16 protein-coding genes are annotated in these 19,190 nt (G+C 68.6%); 12 read left to right on the top strand and 4 right to left on the bottom strand.

From position 1 onward, the window contains the following. Positions 1 to 7 precede the first annotated feature (7 nt). Complete coding sequence (locus LNV23_RS05265; protein WP_263562007.1) at positions 8 to 703, top strand: response regulator transcription factor; 696 nt, start codon at positions 8 to 10, stop codon at positions 701 to 703. Positions 704 to 706: 3 nt separating this feature from the next. Further along, the gene (locus LNV23_RS05260) at positions 707 to 2,098 is read left to right on the top strand and encodes an ATP-binding protein (protein WP_263562006.1); all 1,392 of its coding nucleotides are present in this window, start codon (positions 707 to 709) and stop codon (positions 2,096 to 2,098) included. A gap of 30 nt (positions 2,099 to 2,128) precedes the next feature. On the opposite strand, the gene LNV23_RS05255 is transcribed toward LNV23_RS05260, so the two are convergent. Further along, complete coding sequence (locus LNV23_RS05255) at positions 2,129 to 3,133, bottom strand: extracellular catalytic domain type 1 short-chain-length polyhydroxyalkanoate depolymerase (protein ID WP_263562005.1); 1,005 nt, start codon at positions 3,131 to 3,133, stop codon at positions 2,129 to 2,131. A gap of 206 nt (positions 3,134 to 3,339) precedes the next feature. On the opposite strand from LNV23_RS05255, the gene LNV23_RS05250 reads away from it, so the two are divergent. The 4 genes from LNV23_RS05250 to LNV23_RS05235 all read left to right on the top strand — a co-directional run bounded on the left by LNV23_RS05250 (position 3,340) and on the right by LNV23_RS05235 (position 7,497). Then, positions 3,340 to 4,257 (top strand): OmpA family protein, encoded by a 918-nt coding sequence (locus LNV23_RS05250; protein ID WP_263562004.1) that lies wholly within the window; start codon positions 3,340 to 3,342, stop codon positions 4,255 to 4,257. 172 nt (positions 4,258 to 4,429) lie between these two features. Further along, on the top strand, positions 4,430 to 4,921 hold the full coding sequence (locus LNV23_RS05245) for a hypothetical protein (RefSeq protein ID WP_263562003.1): 492 nt from the start codon (positions 4,430 to 4,432) through the stop codon (positions 4,919 to 4,921). A gap of 85 nt (positions 4,922 to 5,006) precedes the next feature. Beyond that, positions 5,007 to 5,690: a YitT family protein gene (locus LNV23_RS05240; protein ID WP_263562002.1), complete on the top strand. Its 684-nt coding sequence runs from the start codon at positions 5,007 to 5,009 to the stop codon at positions 5,688 to 5,690. Positions 5,691 to 5,766: 76 nt separating this feature from the next. After that, positions 5,767 to 7,497, top strand: coding sequence for an amidohydrolase (locus LNV23_RS05235; protein ID WP_263562001.1), 1,731 nt, complete (start codon positions 5,767 to 5,769; stop codon positions 7,495 to 7,497). Here LNV23_RS05235 and LNV23_RS05230 read toward each other — a convergent pair. The 3 genes from LNV23_RS05230 to LNV23_RS05220 all read right to left on the bottom strand — a co-directional run bounded on the left by LNV23_RS05230 (position 7,485) and on the right by LNV23_RS05220 (position 9,327). After that, positions 7,485 to 8,213: a substrate-binding periplasmic protein gene (locus LNV23_RS05230; protein WP_263562000.1), complete on the bottom strand. Its 729-nt coding sequence runs from the start codon at positions 8,211 to 8,213 to the stop codon at positions 7,485 to 7,487. The two genes, LNV23_RS05235 and LNV23_RS05230, sit on opposite strands and share 13 nt — an antisense overlap. Before the next feature lie 185 nt (positions 8,214 to 8,398). Further along, positions 8,399 to 8,803: a hypothetical protein gene (locus tag LNV23_RS05225; RefSeq protein ID WP_263561999.1), complete on the bottom strand. Its 405-nt coding sequence runs from the start codon at positions 8,801 to 8,803 to the stop codon at positions 8,399 to 8,401. A 110-nt stretch (positions 8,804 to 8,913) separates the two neighbouring features. After that, positions 8,914 to 9,327, bottom strand: a complete 414-nt coding sequence (locus LNV23_RS05220; RefSeq protein WP_263561998.1) for a TraR/DksA family transcriptional regulator — start codon at positions 9,325 to 9,327, stop codon at positions 8,914 to 8,916. 208 nt (positions 9,328 to 9,535) lie between these two features. Between LNV23_RS05220 and LNV23_RS05215 the strand changes: the two genes are divergently transcribed. The 6 genes from LNV23_RS05215 to LNV23_RS05190 all read left to right on the top strand — a co-directional run bounded on the left by LNV23_RS05215 (position 9,536) and on the right by LNV23_RS05190 (position 19,132). Further along, positions 9,536 to 11,875 (top strand): YCF48-related protein, encoded by a 2,340-nt coding sequence (locus tag LNV23_RS05215; RefSeq protein ID WP_263561997.1) that lies wholly within the window; start codon positions 9,536 to 9,538, stop codon positions 11,873 to 11,875. A gap of 79 nt (positions 11,876 to 11,954) precedes the next feature. Further along, entirely contained in the window at positions 11,955 to 13,031 is a 1,077-nt protein-coding gene (queA, locus tag LNV23_RS05210) for a tRNA preQ1(34) S-adenosylmethionine ribosyltransferase-isomerase QueA (RefSeq protein WP_263561996.1), read from the top strand. A 25-nt stretch (positions 13,032 to 13,056) separates the two neighbouring features. Beyond that, positions 13,057 to 14,250 (top strand): amino acid aminotransferase, encoded by a 1,194-nt coding sequence (locus LNV23_RS05205; protein WP_263561995.1) that lies wholly within the window; start codon positions 13,057 to 13,059, stop codon positions 14,248 to 14,250. Continuing rightward, complete coding sequence (locus LNV23_RS05200; protein WP_263561994.1) at positions 14,247 to 15,221, top strand: alpha/beta hydrolase; 975 nt, start codon at positions 14,247 to 14,249, stop codon at positions 15,219 to 15,221. Before LNV23_RS05205 ends, LNV23_RS05200 begins: the two co-directional genes overlap by 4 nt. Then, on the top strand, positions 15,218 to 16,699 hold the full coding sequence (gene dacB / locus LNV23_RS05195; RefSeq protein ID WP_263561993.1) for a D-alanyl-D-alanine carboxypeptidase/D-alanyl-D-alanine endopeptidase: 1,482 nt from the start codon (positions 15,218 to 15,220) through the stop codon (positions 16,697 to 16,699). Before LNV23_RS05200 ends, dacB begins: the two co-directional genes overlap by 4 nt. 117 nt (positions 16,700 to 16,816) lie before the next feature. Then, positions 16,817 to 19,132 (top strand): ATP-binding protein, encoded by a 2,316-nt coding sequence (locus tag LNV23_RS05190; RefSeq protein ID WP_263561992.1) that lies wholly within the window; start codon positions 16,817 to 16,819, stop codon positions 19,130 to 19,132. Positions 19,133 to 19,190 lie beyond the last annotated feature (58 nt).

Genomic DNA, 19,190 nt, shown 5'->3' with positions numbered 1-19,190 from the left:
CGCCCGCATGCAGCAAGGCAAACCCCTGATCCTGATCGTTGATGACGACGCCGAACTGTCCGCCCTGGTGGCCACGCTGCTGGGCCGCGAGAGCTGGGAGGTGCACACGGTGCTGACCGGCGGCGACGGCGAGCGCGCCTTGCGCGCGCTGCGCCCCGACCTGGTCTTGCTGGATGTGATGCTGCCCGATGCCAGCGGCTATGAGCTCTGCCGCCGTTGGCGTGCCAGCCATGCGGAGCTGGGCATTCTGATGTTCACCGCGCGCGGCGAGCCCATGGACCGCGTGCTGGGCCTGGAGCTCGGTGCTGACGACTATCTGAGCAAACCCTTCGAGCCGCGCGAGCTGGTGGCCCGGGTGCGGGCCCTGCTGCGCCGCCAGACCCCCGGGCGCAGCGAGGCCGGTCTGCTGCGCTTCGAGGGCCTGAGCATTGATCTGCTCAAGCGCGAGCTGCGCGTCGGCGAGCGGGTGGTGGCGCTGACCGGCATCGAGTTCAAGCTGCTGGCCGCCCTGGCCCGGGTGCCCGGGCAGATCCTGCCGCGCGAAGCGCTCAGCGAGGCGGTGCAGCCCGGCCGCTACCGGCCGCAGGACCGCAGCGTCGATGTGCAGGTGGCGCGGCTGCGCCGCAAGCTCGAAGAGGCCAGCCCCGATCGGGTCTGGATCAACACCGTGCGTGGGGAGGGTTATGTCTTTCTGCCGGCTTGAACCATGAGTGCGCGCCCCTCCATCGGCTCCCCGAGCGACCCCAAGCGTCCCCAGGGCTGGCGGCGCTTCGACAGCCTGTTCGCCCGCCTGCTCTTGCTGCAGATCCTGCTGGCCCTGCTGCTGATACTGGTGTTCGGTGCCTTGGTCTATATGGAGCGCAACAAGGCGGTGGCGCGCCTGGTGGGCGAGCGCTGGGCGCCCAGCCTGCGCCAGGCCGCTGGCTGGCCCGAGCCGGGCCTGAGCCAAGCGCGGCCCTTGCAGTACGGCCGCCAGGCGCCGCCGCCGGCCATGCGCTCGCTGCTGATGGGGCCGCGCATGGCCGCCTTGGTGGAGGAGCTGGAGCGCCAGGGCGTGCCGGTGCAAGCGGCGCGCATCACGCGCGGCGCCGACGCGCCCATGCTGTGGCTGGAGGTGGCCGGGCCGTCGGGGCAGCGCCAGTGGCTGGGCCTGAACGACCGTGCCTTGCTGCCCAATGTGTCGCGCCGGCTGCTGCTGGCGCTGCTGATCACCGGCCTCTTGTGCGTGGGCCTGAGCTGGGTCTTCACGCGCCGTCTGATGCGGCCGCTGCAGGACCTGCGCCTGCGCATGCAGGGCTATCGCCCGGGCCTGGCACTGGCGGCTGGGGCGTCGGCTGCCAGCACGGCGTCTGCCAGCACGCCGCTGCTCAGCTCGCCCCCGGAGCTGCAGGCCATCGAGTCCGCCTACCAGAGCCTGCTGCAAGGCCTTGCCCTGCATGAGCAGGAACGTGCCCTGCTGCTGGCCGGGGTTTCGCATGACTTGCGCGGCCCCCTGGCGCGCATTCGCGTCGCCGCCGGCTTGCTGCCGGACAGCGCCGACACCGCCAGCTGGCGGGAGTCCATCGTGCGCAACACCGAGTTAGCCGATCGCCTGATCGGCAGCTTTCTCGACCATGTGCGCGCCGGCGAGTTGCCGTTGAATCAAAGCACCGATCTGCTGGCTCTGGCGCGCCAGCTGCTGGCCGCCTTGCCGCCGCAGCCGGAGCGGGGCCCGGCCGTGCAGCTGGACTTGGACCTGCCGCCGTCCGCCTCGACCTTGCTATTGCCCGCCAGCCACCCCTTGCTGCTGGAGCGCCTCTTGGCCAATTTGCTCGACAACGCCCGTGTGCACGGCCTGCCGCCGGTGCGTCTGCGCCTGAGCTGCGAGCGTGACGAGGTGTGCATCGAAGTCAGCGATGGTGGCCCGGGCCTGCCCGGCCCCGTCAGCGAACTGCTGCCGGCTTTTGCGCGTGGCGACCTGGCGCGCAGCCACCCGGGCACTGGCCTGGGTCTGGCCGTGGTCAGTCGGGTGGTGGAGCGCATGCAGGGCCGCCTGAGCTTTGCGCATGAGGCGGGGCGGCACCGGGTGACGGTGCGCCTGCCTTTGAATCGCGGCTGAACCGAAACCAGGCCGGGGCCCGGCTTCCGTCTACTTGCTGTGGCGGCGGAAGAAGGCCCAGATTTCGTCGGTGGCATTGACGGCGTTGCTGGGCGTGTCGCCGCGCCGGCTGCCGGCCCGCCCGCCAGGCCAGGCGTGGCCGTTGTCGCCGACCAGCAGCAGCTCGGCGCTGTGTCCGGCCGGGCAGCTGTGGCGCCAGCGGCTCAGCACGCCTTGCACCGAGGTCTCCGCTTCGCCGACGCAGCCATTGGCACCGGCCCAGAAGCTCAGCTGGGCGAGGGCAGGCAAGGTCGGGGTGCCGTCCCAGGCGCCGGGAAAGGCGCCGCCCGGGGGGCCGCCGGCTGGAGGCACGGACTGGTCCAGCCCGCCATTGATCATCAGTGCCGGCACACCGTGTTGGGGCCGGCGCTCGTCGCCGAACACCGTGGCCACGACCGGCGCGATGGCGGCCAGGCGGTCACCGAGCTCGCTGCCCAGGCGGTGGGTCATCATGCCGCCGTTGGACATGCCGGTGGCGTAGATGCGCATGGGGTCGACCGGGTAGTTGGCCTCCAGGTGCTCGATCAGGGCGCGGATGAAGCCGGCATCGTCCTCGCGCTTTTCCATGGCTTGCCCGCAGCAGTGGCCGGCGTTCCAGGTCAAGAAGCTGTGGCGCAGGCGGCCGCTGCCTTCGGGGTAGACGACGATGAAGCCCTCCTGCCGCGCCTTGGCTGTGAAGCCCGTCATCTCTTCCATATTGGCCGCATGGCCGCCGCCGCCGTGCAGGGCGATCACCAGGGGCAGGCGGGCGCCATCGCGCGGCAGCGAGCCGGGCAGGCGCAGCAGGAAGCTGCGCGGCTCGCCCTGGTAGTTCAGGGTCAGCAGGCCTTCGCCGCCCAGGCCGCTTGGGCTGTTCTGACGGCTTTCGCGCCAGGGCCCGGCGGCGCTGGCGGCCAGGCAGGCCAGGGCCAGGGTGGCAACGGTCAGGGCCTGAAGGCCGCGGCGCCGCACGGAGCTGAGCTTGGAGCGCGATGGCGATGAAGTCTGGCTGTGCATGAAGAACTCCGTTCGGGCTGATGGGGCAGCCGCCTGGGGCGGCAATGCTGGAGGGGGTGTGATCGATTGGACTTGCCCCGCTGGCCACCCACTTGCACCGCAGATGACGAATTGCGACAACTTTGCAATATGGGCTGCCGGCAGCGCTGCCGCTCCTAGACTCGCGGCCCACAGGCCCCGCCGTGGGCAAGCAAGGACCTATGACCGTGACTTCACTTCTTTGGGCCCCGCGCCCTTGCGCTCGCTGGGTGCTGGCACTGAATTTGGTGCTCGGCGCGGCCACATCCGACGCATCCGCCGCACCCGCACCGGCCGCCACAGCAGCGACAGCCGCCTCGCCGAGCGACCACCCCCTGCTTTCGCGCATGCCGGGCTATGTGATCGAGGACAAGAAGGAAGAAGCTTTCGGCGCACGCCGTTTCGGCGGCGAAGGCCAGGTGCTGCCCGGCACCGTGCGCCTGCCCGGCGGCCAGATCGAGGTGGAGGGGCGGGTGACCGAGATCGCCTACATCGACGAGCAGGAGCGCGGCTCGGTGTTGGCCATCTACCGCAACCACCTCCATGCCTTGGCCAGCCTGGGTGCGCAGGCGCTGAACACCGGGCTGTCGAATGCGCAAATCGCCCAGGGTGGCCGCTTTCTGTTCCAGCTGGGGCAGGGCCCGGCCAGCCGCTGGGTGGCCTTGGACCTGGGCTCGGACACCTACCGCTATGTGCTGACCATCGTCGAGCCGGCGGCCCTGGTCCAGGCCGTCACGGCCCGCCAGCTGGCGGCCGAGATCCAGAGCCGTGGCCTGGCCACCTTGCACCTTCAGTTCGACACCGGCCGGGCCGATCTCAAGGCCGACGGCTTGGCGGCCGTGCAGGCCGTGGCCGAATTGCTCAGGGCCGAGCCCACGCTCAAGCTCTCCATCGAAGGCCATACCGATCACATCGGCTCGGCCGCCGACAACCGCAAGCTCTCGCTGCAGCGCGCCGAAGCGGTGCAGCGCGCCGTCTGTGCACTGGGCATCGCACCCGCCCGCCTGTCGGCGCTCGGCCATGGCGCGGACCTGCCGGTGGCCGACCGGCGCAGCGAGGAAGGCCGGGCCAAGAACCGCCGCGTGGAGCTGATCAAGCGCCTCTGAATGCCCTGTATCAGCTTGGCGACATGACGCTGTATCTACAGTCACCCGAGGTCCAGGAGATCTCATCTGGGGCGGGTACTTCGAGATCGCCAGCCTGCGGCCGATGCAGGAGCAGCCGGCCGGCGCCGAGCGCGGCCCTTTGAAGGACCGGCGCTCTGCTATCGTCCCGCCCATGCGAAGCCTGAAATCCCTGATTCCCTTGACCGCTCTGTGCCTGCTGGCTGCCTGTTCCAGCACTGATCAAGGCAAAGCCGGCACGGCCGTCGCCACGCCGCTGAGTGACTTGAACCTAGTCAGTGCCACCATACCTGCCGTGCTGGCAGCGGCGCAGCGGGCACCCTACGGACTGCCGGCCGCACAGGACTGCGCCAGCCTGGCGCTGGACATCCAGGCCCTGGATGAGGTGCTGGGCCCGGATATCGATGCTCCGGTTTCGGACAGCCACCCGGGCCTGCTGGAGCGCGGCGCCGAGGCCGGCTCGGGCGCGGCCGTCGGCGCCTTGCAGCGCACGGCCGAGGGCGTCATCCCCTTCCGCGGCTGGATCCGCAAGCTGAGCGGCGCCGAACGCCACTCGCGCCAGGTGGCAGCAGCCATCACTGCCGGCGGTGTGCGCCGTGCCTTCCTCAAGGGTTTGCGGGCGAGCCGGAGCTGCGGCGCGGGTTGAAGCGCGGGCCGGAGCAGGTCTCATGGGCGGGATTGAGAGCCTCAGCTGTCTTCCCGAGCCCGCCGCTTCATGCAAAACTGCGTCCATGAGCGAAGCACCGGCCCCCGAAGTCACGCCTGCCCCGAAGCCGCAAGCCGCCGACGCGGCGCGCCCCGCGCCCTACTTCGACCCGAACATCCATGCCCACAGCTTGTTTGAGGATGCACAGGCCATCTTCACCGGCGTGCTCTTCGTTTCTCTGGCCCTGATTCTGTTCGCCCAGGTCGGTCTGATGACCGGCGGCACGGCCGGCGCGGCCTTTGTGCTGCACTACGCCACCGGCATCAGCCTGGGCAAGCTGTTCTTCCTCATCAACATTCCCTTCTACTGGTTTGCTTGGCAGCGCATGGGGCGCGAGTTCACGCTCAAGACCTTCATCGCCATCGCCTGGCTGTCGGCACTGACCGAGTGGTCGCCCAAGCTCTTCGCCATCGAGCGCCTGCACCCGGCTTATGCCGCCGTGCTGGGCGGCTTGTTGCTCGGCTCGGGCTGCCTGTTCCTGGCCCGCCATCGCGCCAGCCTGGGCGGCGCCACCATCGTGTCGCTTTACTTGCAGCATGCGAAAGGCTGGCGGGCCGGCAAGGTGCAGATGGGCATCGACTGCGTGATCGTGCTGTGCGCGCTGACCGTGGTGGACCCGACCCGCGTGGCCTATTCGGTGCTGGCCGCGGTGGTGATGAACCTCTTCATCGCGGTCAACCACAAGCCGGGGCGTTACGCTGTGCTTTGACGGGCCGTGGCGTCACAGCCGTCAAGTATTCTTGGTGCTTCCACGATTGGGGCAACGCGCCCCGGGAGCCTTGCCCATGCGTCCTGTCGTCCTTCACCGTGCCCTGGCCCTGAGTGCATTGGCGCTCAGCCTGAACCTTCAGGCCGCTGCGCTGCCGCCGGCCGACACCATTTATCTGCACGGTGATGTGATCACCATGAACGACGCTCAGCCGCGCGCCCAGGCCTTGGCCGTACGCGCCGGCCGAATCCAGGCGGTGGGCAGCGAGGCCGAGGTGCGCGCCCTGCAAGGTGCCAAGACCCGGGTGGTCGACCTCAAGGGTCAGGCCTTGCTGCCGGGTTTTGTCGATGCCCATGGCCATGTCTCGTTGACAGGCTTGCAGGCGGTGTCGGCCAATCTGCTGCCGCCGCCCGATGGCAAGGGCAGCAGCGTGGCCGCCATTCAGGGTCTGCTGCGAGACTACGCCAAGGGCCCGGTGGCGCGCAGCCACAAAATCATCCTCGGCTTCGGCTATGACGAAGCGCAGCTGAAGGAAGGACGGGCGCCGACGCGCCAGGAACTCGACGCCGTTTCCAAGGACCTGCCTGTCATCATCATTCACCAGAGCGGCCATCTGGGTGTGCTCAACAGCAAGGCCTTGCAGCTGGCCGGTTTAAATGCCGACAGCAAGGACCCCGAGGGCGGCCACATCCAGCGCGAAGCCGATGGCAAGACGCCCAACGGTGTGCTGGAAGAAACCGCTTGGTTCAGCGCCGGCATGGGCCTGGTCCAACCTTCGCCGCAGGACTACGCCACCATGTTGCTGGAGGGCCAGAAGCTGTACGCCAAGTTTGGCTTCACCACCGGCCAGGACGGCCGTTCGGACGAAAACAGCAACAAGACCTGGGTGGCGCTGTCGCAGAGCGGCAAGATGTTGATCGACCTGGTCTCCTACCCCGACATCACCTTGCCCTTCACCGCCGGCTTGATGAACCAGCAAGGGGGCTACTGGAGCCGCGAGTACAAGGGCGGCTTCCGCATCGGCGGCGTCAAGCTGAGCCTCGATGGCTCGCCCCAGGGCAAGACCGCTTTCTTGACCCACCCCTATCACCATCCGCCGGCCGGCAAGGCGGACGACTATCGTGGCTACCCCGCGCTCAGCGACGAGGCCACCCAGCAGGCGGTGGAGCAAGCCTATGCCAAGGGCTGGCAGCTGCTGGTGCACACCAATGGCGATGCGGCCTCCGACCAGATGCTGCGCGCCGTCGAAGCGGCCACGGCCAAGTACGGCGCAGCCGACCGGCGCACGGTGATGATCCACGCCCAGACTGTGCGCGAGGACCAGCTGGATGCGATGAAGCGCCTGGCCGTGACGCCGAGTTTCTTCGGCATGCATGCCTACTACTGGGGCGACTGGCACCGCGACGAAACCCTGGGCCCGGTGCGCGGCGACCGCATCTCGCCGGCGCAATCGGCGCTGCGCCGCCAGATGATCTTCACCCAGCATCACGATGCGCCGGTGGCTTTCCCCGACGCCGTTGCCATCCTGGACGCGGTGGTCAACCGCCGCACCCGCAGCGGCGACATCCTCGGCCCCGATCAGCGCCTGCCGGTCGAGGTGGCGCTCAAGTCCATCACCTTGTGGGCCGCGTGGCAGCATTTCGAGGAGGCGAGCAAGGGCTCGCTGGAAGTGGGCAAGCTGGCCGATCTGGTGGTCTTGTCCAAGAACCCGCTGACCGTGCCGCCGGCGCAGTTGCGCAGCATTCAGGTGCGCGAGACCATCAAGGCCGGGCGCAGCATCTACCGCGCCGCGGCTCAGCCGAAGTAACGCTGGCGCAAGCGGGCGTAGCGGCCATCGCTGCGCAGCTGGTCGAGCGCAGCCTGCAGGGCCTGCACCACGCGATCGTCGCTGTCGGGGTGCAGGCCGTACCAATAGCTGTGGCGGGTGTCGAGCTCCAGCAGCGGCCGAAGCGTGCTGTAGTCCAGGCGCAGCTGCTTGAGGTGCCAGGCGGCCGCCCAGTCCAGCAGCACGATCAGGTCCATGCGGCTGGCCAGCAGCTTGCGTAGATTGCTGCCGTCATCGAGCGCCAGTTCCAGCTCCTCGCCGGGGCGCAGCCCTTCGGCCTGCAGCAGGCGTGCGGCCGCCGACTCGCGCACCACGCCCACCTTGAGCTCGCGCAAGTCACGCAGGTCTTTCAGCGGCTGGATGTCGCGGCGCTTGCTCAGGCTGTAGAGCATGATGCGGCGCTCGCTGATGGGGCCGACCCAGCGGTATTTGCTTTCGCGCTCAGGCAGGCGGGTCAGGGAATAGAGGATGCTGTTGGGCTGAACAGCGGCCGCTTGCACCGCGCGCGGCCAGGGCTGCACCTGGATGTCCACCTGGATGCGCGCTTGCGCCGCCATCAGCTGCAGCAGCTCGGTGCTGAAGCCCGCAGCTCGGCCGCTGTCGTCCTGAAAGTTCAGGGGTGGCAGGTGCTCGGTGAAGGCCTGCAGGGACGCCATGCCCGCAACGGCAAGCCCAGCGGCATGAGCCGATTGGCTCATGACCAAGGCGTTCAGCAGGCTGCTTCCGCAAGCGGAGCTGAGACCAAGTGCCAGGCCTTCCCACATGCATTCACGGCGCTGCATGATGCGAGGCGCCGCCGGTGGGGCGCAGAAATCGACGACCCACGTTCATGGCTCAAAAGCTGCAAAGAACGGAGTCTACGGTCCTCAGACCATGCCTTGGCTTACATCGGCGAGGGTGTGCCGGCCATGCGGTCGTATTTGACGAAGAACTGGCGTGCCTTGGCCACCAGCTGCGGCTCGGTCGGGTGGTCCACGGTCTCGTAGGCGACGATGTGCTTGGCCGTCAATGGGCGGTGTTTGTCGGCGTAATGCTTGAAATCGCTCTGCGCGGTGCTGGAGCCGACGACCAGGATCTCTTCAATGCCGTTCAGCGCATCGCAGACCTCGGCGAAGAACTCATGTTCGCTGCGCACGGCGCTGCCATGCTGCTTGGTGTGGTGGCTGTGGGCCTTGATCTTCTCGGCCTGCACATGCTCGGCGTCGAACTGCAGAACCTTGGCCTGCTGATGGTCGAGCCAGACGACGGCGTGGAAGGTGGTGATGTGGCTGGTGCTGGAATGGTTCATGGCGATGGTCCTGATGAAGGCAAGAAAAAGAGAGAGAGAAGGGGGTGAGGGAAAGAAAGGCGGTGAGGTGATCGGAGGTCGGAACTCGGTCGGTCCTGCTTGATAGCCGCTCAAAGCCGCTGTGTCTGTGCGCGTGCCGTGGCTGCCGGGCCTTCGTGCAGGCCCTGGCAGCTGAGACAGCGCAGGCTGGCGGGCTGCGCCTGCAGGCATGCCCAGGGAATCGCCTCGCCGCAGTCCTGGCAATGTCCGAAGTCGGCGCGCTCCAGCGCGGCCTGGGCCACGCCGACTTCGCGCAGCGCCTGCAGGATCTGGTCGCTGCGCGCCAAATCGATCTCGCGTTCGGCATCGAGCGCGGTCTCGCGCTGGCCATTGCCGTCGCCGTCCTGCAGCAGCTGCTCGCGTGCATGCTCGGCCCGGCTTTGGCTGCCCAGCAGTCCGTCCAGTTCCTGCTCCAGGGCCAACCGGCGCTGCAGCAGGTCGCCGCGCAACTGCTGCGTTTGTTCCTCGGTGAAAGACGGGTTCATGACGATCTCCTTGCTGCCATCTTGGCAGCCGGCCGGGGCCAGGTATTGACCTGGGTCAACCGTCGCACAAGTGGTGGCTGCGGTGTCTGGAGTCCCCCCTTGTGGGGGGCTTGGCTGCTGGGAATGCCACCTAAGATCTCGCACGCAAAACGACAAGGCCGCCGTTCAAGGCCTGCTGCCCTAGATGGCCCACGAGAGAGGAAATTCCATGAAGATCGCCCCGGCTGCAACAGCCATCCGCCAGGTCCTGGCTTCAGGACTGGTTCTGCTTCTGGCCGCCTGTGGTGGTGGTTCGGATGCGCCGCCCCCCGTCCCGGTCACCCCTCTGCCGGACAACCTCAGCATCAGCGCGCCGGCCAGCGGCGACATGGCCGATGCCTTCAGCTTCGGCAGCAGCGCGGCCAGCCTGTCCAAGCTGCAGTTCAGCTGGGATTTCGGCGATGGCGCGGCCTCGAGCAGCGAAGCCGCGCCCAAGCATCTGTATGCCAAGCCCGGTGAGTACGAAGTCCGGCTGCGCATCAGCAATGAGGCGGGTCAGTCGAAGGAGGTGCGTTCGCTGCTCACGGTGAACAATCTGGCCGGCGTGCGCGGTCTGGAATGCAGCGGCGCGGCCGACAGCGGCTGGTGCTGGCAGGCACCGCGCCCGACCGGCAACGCGGTCAATGCCTTTACCTTTGTCAGTGCCAGCACCGGCTGGCGGATTGGCGCCAAGGGCGAGATCTTCAAGACCACGGACGGCGGCCAGAGCTGGCTGCGCCAGCGCAGCGGCATCACGGCCGATCTGCTGGAAGTGGTCTTTCTGGACGAGAAGACCGGCTGGATACGCGGCAGCAACAGCAGCCTGCTGAGCACCCGCGATGGCGGCACTACCTGGCGCAGCGTGGCCGCGCCTTGGCAATATGACTTCGATCCGGCGCGGCTGCGGCTGCGATCGGCCGACATCCTGGAATTCAGCGGCAGCACGGCGGTCTACCTGAGCCAGGACGCCGGTCAGAGCTGGAAGATGGCCCGTGTTCAAGGTCTGGTTGGCACGGCGGATGGCGCCTATGTGGCGCTGTCCTCGGACCGACTGCGCCGCTATGCCAGCCTCGATGCCGCGCCGGTCGAGGTCTTGCAATTCAAGGACAGCGACGGCACGACATTGGGCGCCTACGGCAGCACGGTCGAGTCGATCGGCGAGCAGTCGCTGATCGCGCGCGCCCGGGACTGGGGGACCTGGGATCCCAAGACGTCGCAATATGTCCGTCGCCAGGCTTTCTGGCGCAGCGATGATGCCGGCAAGAGCTGGACCCAGGTGGCCGGCACCGGCCTGAGCGCAGACGCGGATGTTCTGCAGTTTCGGGCACTCGATGCCGCGGGCCAGCAACTGCTGGCCAGCGCCTACAGCCAGATTTACCGATCCGAGGACGGTGGCGCCAGCTGGACTGTGGCAACGCCATCTGGCGGCAACGGCATGAATGGCGTCTTTGTGCAAGGCAGCCGGGTCTATGCGCAGTGGTCCGGCAGCTTGCACTACAGCGACGATCAGGGCCGTAGCTGGAAAGACCTCAAGCTGCCAGATGGCTTCAGCACTGGCAACAGCTATGGCCTGACGCTGGCCGCGGCCGGCGCCGGGCTGTTGCTGAACGACCCCGTTCGCGGCGTCTTCGCCAGCCTGGATCAGGGCAATACCTGGCGGCAATTGCGAGAGGCCGACAACAGCCTGCAAGGCCGCGCGCACACGGTGGCGTTCCGGGATGCCAAGAACGGCCTCATGGTCAACTCCAAGGGCGAGCTGCTGGCCAGTGCCGATGCAGGCAAGACCTGGTCTCTCAAGCGCGCCGATCTCGGAACCGGGGGCTACTACAGCTTTCTGGCCCGACTGCAGTACGTCAATGCCCGAACGGCCTTCCTGCTGGCGCCGAACCGCCAGATCTACAAGAGCATCGATGGTGGCGAGAGCTGGAGCTCTGGCCTGAACAGCAGCACCTGGACCGCCTTCCGCTTCAGCGACGAGCTCCAGGGCTGGGCGAGCAATGACAGCGGCATCATGGCCTTGAGCCACGATGGTGGCCAGACCTGGGTGACGCTGCCTCAGCCCAGTTTCCAGGTGGCCGATCTGCGCATCGGCAGCGATGGCTTGGTGACGGCCGTCGGTGCCGCCGGCGGCATCGCCCAGTCCAAGGATGATGGCAAGACCTGGCAGCTGCGCTACTCCGGCGCACGCGAGTCGCTGCGCCGCCTCTACTCCCTCGACGGCAAGACCTTCTGGGCACTCGGCATTCCCGGCACGGTGCTGAAGTCCGAGGATGGCGGCATCAGCTGGAGCTGGGTGGCCGTGCCGGCCCAGGCCATCCTCAATGACATCCAGTTCAGCGATGCCAGGAATGGCTGGATCGTCGGCGAGGCCGGCACGGTCCTCGCCACCCGCGATGGCGGCAAGTCCTGGTCGGCCCAGGACTCCGCCAGCGCCAAGAGCCTGCAGAGCGTGCAGATGCTGGACAGCCGGACCGGCTGGATCGTCGGTGCCGAGGGCAGCCTACTGGCCACCGGGACCGGCGGCTTCTGAGGCTCGGCAGCGCGCCTTGGCTCATGGGAAAATCGCCGCTTCTCAGCGTTTGGCACGGGTCCGTCCGGCCCTCAATCCCATGGTTTCTTCCGTCATCAGCGGCGCTTCGCGCGGCTTCACCGTCCATGATTTCGATTTCGAACTGCCGCCCGAGCTGATCGCCCAGCATCCGGCGGCCGAACGCAGCGGCTCGCGCCTGCTCGATGGCCGCAGCGACACACCGGTGGACCGCGTGTTCCGCGAGCTGCCCGATCTGCTCCACCCCGGCGACTTGCTGGTCTTCAACAACACCAAGGTGATCAAGGCCCGCATGTACGGCGCCAAGGCGACCGGTGGCTCGGTCGAAGCGCTGATCGAGCGGGTGTTGCCCGGCACGCTGGAGGTCTGGGCCCATGTGCGGGCCAGCAAATCACCCAAACCGGGCACCTGGATCCGCTTCAACGAGGCCTTTGATGCCGAGGTGCTGGGCCGCTGCGGGCCTGATGGCGGCATGTTCCATCTGCGCTTCCCCAGCGACCCTTTTGCCCTGCTGGAGCAGCACGGCCATGTGCCGCTGCCGCCCTACATCGAGCATGCCGACGAGGCCGACGATGTGCGCCGTTACCAGACCGTGTTCGCCCGTGAGCCCGGCGCGGTGGCCGCTCCGACCGCGGCCTTGCATTTTGACGAGGGCGTGCTGGCCCGCCTGGCCGAGCGCGGCGTGGCCACAGCCCATGTCACCCTGCATGTTGGCGCCGGCACCTTCCAGCCGGTGCGCGTTGAGCAGTTGAGCGAGCACAAGATGCACAGCGAGTGGTTCGAGGTGCCGGCCGAGACCGTGGCCGCGGTGGCCGCCTGCCGGGCGCGCGGCGGCCGCGTGGTGGCCGTGGGCACGACCACCCTGCGCGCGCTGGAGTCAGCCGCCCAGGGCGGCGAGTTGGTGGCCGGGGCGCGCGAGACCGAGATCTTCATCACCCCGGGTTTCAACTTCCGCGTGGTCGACAGCCTGGTCACCAACTTCCACTTGCCCAAGAGCACCTTGATGATGCTGGTCAGCGCCCTGGCCGGCCATGGGCGTGTGATGGCGCTCTACCGCCACGCGATTGCGCAGCGCTACCGCTTCTTCAGCTACGGCGACGCCATGCTTTTGCAGCGCAGCGCCGATAATGCCGCTTAATTTCTTGCCCTTGGAGTGATGCACCATGTTCCAGCACGTTGACGCCTACGCCGGCGACCCGATCCTGAGCCTCAACGAGGCCTTCCAGAAGGACAGCCGCCCGGGCAAGATCAATCTGTCCATCGGCATCTACTTCGACGACGAAGGCCGCATTCCCATGCTGGATTCGGTCCGCAAGGCCGAGCTGGCCGTGGTGGCCGACGCCGGCGCCCGCCCCTATCTGCCCATGGAAGGCGCGGCCAATTTCCGCAGCGCCGTGCAAGGCCTGCTCTTCGGTGAAAACCACCCGGCGCGCGCCGAAGGCCGCATCGTCACCATCCAGAGCGTGGGCTCCAGCGGCGGCTTGAAGGTCGGCGCCGATTTCATCAAGCGCTACTTCCCGGCCAGCGCCATCTATGTGTCCGACCCGACCTGGGACAACCACCGCGCGGTGTTCGAAGGCTCGGGCATCGAGGTCAAGACCTACCCGTATTACGACGCCGCCACCGGTGGTGTGCGCTTTGCGGACATGCTGGAAGCCATCCGCGCCCTGCCGGCCAAGAGCGTCGTGCTGCTGCACGCCTGCTGCCACAACCCGACCGGCGTGGACCTGAGCCCCCTGCAGTGGGACGAGCTGATCCCGGTGCTGAAAGAGCGCGAGCTGCTGCCCTTCCTGGACCTGGCCTACCAGGGCTATGGCGACGGCATCGACGAAGACGCCTTTGCCATCCGCGCCATGCTGGATGCCGGCCTGTCCTTCTTCGTCGCCAACAGCTTTTCCAAGAGCATGAGCCTCTACGGCGAACGCTGCGGCGCACTGAGCGTGGTCTGCCCCGATGCGGCCCAGGCCGCCTTGGTGCTGGGTCAGATGAAGTTCATGATCCGCCGCAACTATTCCAACCCGCCGTTGCACGGTGGCCAGATCGTCGCCCGCGTGCTCAGCGACCCGCAGCTGCGCAGCCTCTGGGAAGGCGAAGTGACCGAGATGCGTGAGCGCATCCATGCTATGCGCAACGCCTTGTACGAGGTGCTGACGGCCAAGCTGCCGGGCCGCAACTTCGACTACTTCCTGACCCAGCGCGGCATGTTCAGCTACACCGGCCTCACCGCCGCCCAGGTGGACCGTCTGAAGGACGAGTTCGGCGTCTACCTGGTGCGCTCGGGCCGCATGTGCGTAGCCGGCCTGAACAACAAGAACGTTGAGGCCACGGCCAGCGCCATGGCCGCTGTGCTGGCTTGAAGTCCAAAGGCCCGGTTCTCTTTGTCGCTGCCCTGCTGGGCGCTGTGCTGCTGATGGGGCCGCGCAACGCCGACCAAGCCTGGTTGCCGCCGGACACGGTGGCGCCGCTGCCTTCGCAGCTGGATCAGTTCGACGCTCATCTGGCCGCCGCCGAGGCGCGCCTGGGTGATGTCACCCCGGGCGCCGAGAAGCACATCGTCTGGGGCCCAGCCGGCCGCCAGCGCGCGCCTTGGGTGGTGGTCTATCTGCATGGCTTCAGCGCCACGCGGCAAGAGCTGGCCCCGGTGCCCGAGCTGATCGCCAAAGAGCTGGGCGGCCATGTCTATTACGCCCGTTTGGCCGGCCATGGTCGGCCCGGCGCCGCCATGGGCACGATGACCGTCAGCGAGTGGAAGGCCGATGCGCTGGAGGCCCTGGCCATCGGTCATCAGCTGGGTGAGCGCGTGCTGGTCATGGGCACCTCGACCGGCGCCACCCTGTCGGCCTGGCTGGCCTTGCGCCCCGAGGCGCAGGACGTGGCCGGCTGGGTCATGGTCTCGCCGAATTTCGGACCCAAGAACATCTGGGCTTCGGTGATCAACTGGCCCTGGGGCCGCATCCTGGCCCGCTGGGTCCAGGGCGAAACCAGCCGCTGGACGCCCAACAGCCCGGCCAAGGCCCGCTACTGGACGCATGAGTACCCGACCTCGGCCCTGTTCCCCATGATGGCCTTGGTGGCGCGCGTGCGTGACAGCGCACTTGAGAAGGTCAAGGCGCCTTTGTTGATGATGTTGTCGCCGCGCGACCAGGTCATCAATGTGCAGGCGGCACGCGAGGCCTTCGAGCGTTTCAGCCACCCGGACAAGCGTCTGGTCGAGGTGGATTACAGCCAGAGCCCCAGCCAGCATGTGCTGGCCGGCGACATCGAGTCGCCCCAGTCCAATGCGCCCATGGTGGCCCAGGTGCTGGAGTTCGTGCGCGCGCTGAAGTGAGCGGCGCTGCCTCGTTCCATCGCGCGCCCGGCTGGCTGCTGAGTGTGTTGCTGGCGCTGGCGGCCGTGTCGGCTCAGGCCGCGGAGCTGCCTGCCCCGGTGCAGGCGGCGCTGGAGCAGGCCGGTCTGCCGGCCACGGCCTTGGGCGTGGTGGCCTTTCCGCTCGACGAAGCGGCCGGGCCCGGTGGACGGATGCACCGATCGCCGTCCCTGCGCTGGCAGGCCGATCGGGCAATGGCGCCCAGCTCGTCCATCAAGGTGCTGACCGCCGTGGTCGCGCTCGATCGCCTGGGCGCCGCCTCGCGCGGCCGCACCGAGCTGCTGAGCGAAGGCCCGCCCGATGCCGAGGGCCGCCTGGCCGGCCCGCTCTATCTGCGCGGTGGCGCCGACGCTCAACTCGATTGGGGCGCACTCTGGCTGATGCTGCGTCAGGCGCGCGAGCAGGGCGTGCGCGAGGTGCCGGCCGGCCTGGTGCTGGACCGCAGTTTGTTCCTCCCCACGCGGCCCCTGCCGGCCCTGCTGCCCTTCGACGAATACCCCGAGTCGGCCTACAACATGGTGCCCGACGCCCTGATGCTCAACGGCAATCTGCTCGGACTGAGCCTGGCCTCCGATGGGCAGACGGTGCGCGGCCGCTTGAGCCCGGCCTGGCGCGGCCTGCAGCTGGACCTCAGTGCCCTGGCTTGGAGCGCGCGCCCTTGCGCCGAATGGGAACTCGATTTCGGCCGCCCGCTGCTTGTGCCTGCGCCCGAGGGCCAGGGCTGGTTGCTGCGCCTGCAGGGCAGCTTTCCGCGCCAGTGCCAGCAGCGTCAGGACATGAATCTCGTCGACCGTCAGGCTCTTGTGCCCTTGGTTGTGCGCTCGCTCTGGGAAGAGCTGGGCGGCAGCCTGGGACCGGCCGTGCAGGAGGCCGCCACACCCGCGGGCGCTCAGGTCCTGGCCCAGCATCAGGACCGGCCGCTGGGCGAGCTGCTGCGCGGCGCCTTGAAAAGCTCGGACAACCCGCTGACCCGCCTGGTCTACCTGCGCCTGGGCGCCGCCGTCGCGCGGCCCGGCGAAGAGACCCTGGCCGCGGCCGAGCGCGCGGTGCGTGATTGGCTGGCCGGGCAAGGCTTGGACGCTCAGGGCCTGGTGCTGGAGAACGGCTCCGGCCTGTCGCGGCGCGAGCGCATCCGGCCCGAGCTGCTGGCCGCCGTGCTGGCGCGCGCGGCCCGCCTGCCGCTGGCACCCGAGCTGCTGAGCGGCCTGCCCCTGGCCGGCGTGGACGGCACGCTGCGCCGCCGCCTCAAAGGCAGCCCGGCCGAGGGCCGCGCACGCCTCAAGACCGGCAGTCTCAATGAGGCCGTGGCCCTGGCCGGTTATGTGCCGGACCGACGCGGCCGCACCTGGGTGCTGGTGGCTTTTGTGAACGATGAGCAGGCCGGGCGGCGCGGCCGGCCGGTGCTCGATGCGCTGGCGGACTGGGTGGCCAGGCAGTAGGGGCGTGTTGAATCGTGAATCGCGAACGGGTGAACGGGTGAATGGGTGAATGGGTGAATGGGTAGGGGCGTGGCCCGTCATTTGCCCGTATTCTTGGGCCTTGCCAACGAGGGCTCGATGGATTTCAGCGTTCGCGATGAGGTACTCAAGGTCTGGGAAGCCGAGCTGGATGAACCGGCTTGGCCGCTGCCGATCTCGCGCCGCCTTGCCCTGGCCTGGCATCTGCGCCAGCGCGATGGCCGGCGCGCCCGCCTGCTGGCCGAGCAGGCCCGGGTCGCCTTGGCCGCGGGCCCTCAGAAATGCGCCGAAAGCCCTGAAAGCGCCTGGCTGGACTTGCTGGACGCGGAGCTGCTGCTCTTACAGCAGATCGAACTGCTCGCCGCCCAGCGCCAGGCGCAGCTGGCCCTGGCGGCGTTCGAGCGCCTGGGCGATGCGCTCGGTCGCTGCGAAGCCTGGCTGACCCTGGCACGGGTGGACATCGCCCAAGGGCGCAGCCATGAGGCCATCGCCTCCTTGGGGCAGGCGACCCTGGCCGCGAGGGCTGGCGGCGACGAGGAGCGCGCCCAGGTGACTGAGTTGATGTCCGCGCTGTTCCTGACCTATATCGACCCGGTGCGTGGCCGCCAACACGGCGCACCGAGCGACGCCGAGTTGGCCGGCATGAGCCCGGCCGTGGCCGCCTGGGCCCATGAGCTGCGCGGCACCCTGGCGGCCCAGGCCAGCGACTACGGCCATGCCGCGGCCGAGCGCATGAGCGCCATGCAGCTGGGTCTGATGACCGGCCAGCTCAGCCGCGCGATCGCCGCCGGTTTCAATGCCGCCGATGCTCTGAACAGCCTCAACGAGCATGAGCTGGCCCTGCAGTGGATGGAAAAAGCTCTGGCTCTGGCGCGCCAGCATGAGCTGCCGCTGAGCACCGGCCACGGCCTGGCCCAGATGGGCGAGACCTTGCGCCGCCTGGGCCGGCTGGAGCCGGCGCGCAGCAGCCTGCAAGACGCGCTGCAGCTGCTGCGCCGGCTGCCGCCGGGCCGCAATTTCTGCATCGCCCTGAAATACTGGGCCGACCTCTGCCTGGACCTCGATGAGCTCGAGGGCGCCCAGGCGGCGCTGGCCGAGCTGCTGCCCTTGACGCTGCGCCAGGCCCACCCGGATCTGCACATCCACGCCTGCCGCGCCCTGGCCCAGCTGCACTCCCGCCAGGGCCAAGTCGCGCCGGCCCTGCAACTGGCGCAGGAGGCCCTGGAGGGCGCGCGCCAGACCGGCCATGTGCTGCGCCAGATCGAGAGCCTGCGTGCCCTGGCCGAGCTGCACAGCCAGCATGGCTTGAACGGCCCGGCCGGCGAGGCGCCGGGGCAGGCCGCGTTGCAGCTGCTGGAGCAGGCCCTGGCCCTGGCGCACAGCATGGCCGGCTATCTGGTGCCGGGCGAACTCTTCGAGGCCCTGGCCGAGGAGCACCGCAAGCAGGGCGATGTGGACCTCGCTTACCAGCTGATCCGCCAGGCCTCGGGCGCGCGCCTGAAGATCCAGAGCGACGCGGCCAACAAGCGCCTGCTGGCCTTGCAAGTGCTGCACCAGACCGAACGCGCCCTGGCCGAGGCCGAGCATCTGCGCCAGCTGGCCGAGGAGCAGGCACGTCGGTCCGAAATGCTGGCACGCACCCAGGCCCAGCTGCTGCAGCAGGAGCGTCTGGCCTCGCTGGGCCGCCTGGTGGCAGGTGTGGCCCATGAGCTGAACACGCCGATCGGCAATTGCCTGCTGGCCGCCAGCACCTGGCAGGAGCGTACCTTGCAACTGGCCGTGCAGGCCGAATCACGCAGCATGAAGCGCAGCGATCTGGAGCGTTACTTCAGCGACGCCGAAGCCTCGGCCGACCTGCTCTTGCGTGGTCTGCAACGTGCCGCCGAGCTGGTGCGGCAGTTCAAGCAGCTGGCGCGCGACCCGGGGGGCGAGCCGCTGCAGCGCTTTGCCGTGCTGCCTCTGTGTCAGCTCATGCTGGCCGGCTTCCGCGAGGCGGCGGCTGCGGCCGGCATCGAGCTGAGCCTGGAGGCGCCCGAGGCCGAGATCGTCCTGCAAGGCCAGCCTTCGGCCTTGCAGCAGGTGCTGCAACAGCTGCTGGACAACGCCTTGATCCATGCCTTTGTGGGCCGCGAGCGCGGCCGCCTGTGCCTGCGCTTGCTGCCGGACGGCGCCCAGGGCCCGCGCCTGCAGGTGCAGGACGATGGTGTGGGCATCGCGCCCGAGCATCTGAGCCGGGTCTTCGACCCCTTCTTCAGCACCCGCTTCGGCCAGGGCGGCAGCGGCCTGGGCTTGCACATTGCCCACCACCTCGCCACCGCCGTGCTCGGTGGCAGCTTGGAAGTGCAGAGCGAGCTGGGCCAGGGCAGCTGCTTCGAGATCTGCTTGCCTCCGCCCCGTGTGATGCCGGGCGAATGACGGGTGCTTCGGCGGCCGCGATGCCGGTTCGCCTCGGCATGGCGCTATGCTGGCCGCC

It is taken from the genome of Kinneretia sp. DJ1R-11 (assembly GCF_025717595.1).
GTDB lineage: Bacteria > Pseudomonadota > Gammaproteobacteria > Burkholderiales > Burkholderiaceae_C > Paucibacter_A.
Note: the sequence above shows the minus strand (reverse complement) of the source record. Positions and strands in the feature narration are given on the sequence as shown.

What these genes read in the sequence shown, in the direction of transcription:
- queA (WP_263561996.1), top strand. Translation starts at nt 11,955, where the DNA reads ATGGTTTCTTCCGTCATCAGCGGCGCTTCGCGCGGCTTCACCGTCCAT.
- LNV23_RS05255 (WP_263562005.1), bottom strand. Translation starts at nt 3,133, where the DNA reads ATGCACAGCCAGACTTCATCGCCATCGCGCTCCAAGCTCAGCTCCGTG.
- LNV23_RS05225 (WP_263561999.1), bottom strand. Translation starts at nt 8,803, where the DNA reads ATGAACCATTCCAGCACCAGCCACATCACCACCTTCCACGCCGTCGTC.
- LNV23_RS05230 (WP_263562000.1), bottom strand. Translation starts at nt 8,213, where the DNA reads ATGAGCCAATCGGCTCATGCCGCTGGGCTTGCCGTTGCGGGCATGGCG.
- LNV23_RS05205 (WP_263561995.1), top strand. Translation starts at nt 13,057, where the DNA reads ATGTTCCAGCACGTTGACGCCTACGCCGGCGACCCGATCCTGAGCCTC.
- LNV23_RS05190 (WP_263561992.1), top strand. Translation starts at nt 16,817, where the DNA reads ATGGATTTCAGCGTTCGCGATGAGGTACTCAAGGTCTGGGAAGCCGAG.
- LNV23_RS05235 (WP_263562001.1), top strand. Translation starts at nt 5,767, where the DNA reads ATGCGTCCTGTCGTCCTTCACCGTGCCCTGGCCCTGAGTGCATTGGCG.
- LNV23_RS05260 (WP_263562006.1), top strand. Translation starts at nt 707, where the DNA reads ATGAGTGCGCGCCCCTCCATCGGCTCCCCGAGCGACCCCAAGCGTCCC.
- LNV23_RS05220 (WP_263561998.1), bottom strand. Translation starts at nt 9,327, where the DNA reads ATGAACCCGTCTTTCACCGAGGAACAAACGCAGCAGTTGCGCGGCGAC.
- LNV23_RS05240 (WP_263562002.1), top strand. Translation starts at nt 5,007, where the DNA reads ATGAGCGAAGCACCGGCCCCCGAAGTCACGCCTGCCCCGAAGCCGCAA.
- LNV23_RS05245 (WP_263562003.1), top strand. Translation starts at nt 4,430, where the DNA reads ATGCGAAGCCTGAAATCCCTGATTCCCTTGACCGCTCTGTGCCTGCTG.
- LNV23_RS05265 (WP_263562007.1), top strand. Translation starts at nt 8, where the DNA reads ATGCAGCAAGGCAAACCCCTGATCCTGATCGTTGATGACGACGCCGAA.
- LNV23_RS05215 (WP_263561997.1), top strand. Translation starts at nt 9,536, where the DNA reads ATGAAGATCGCCCCGGCTGCAACAGCCATCCGCCAGGTCCTGGCTTCA.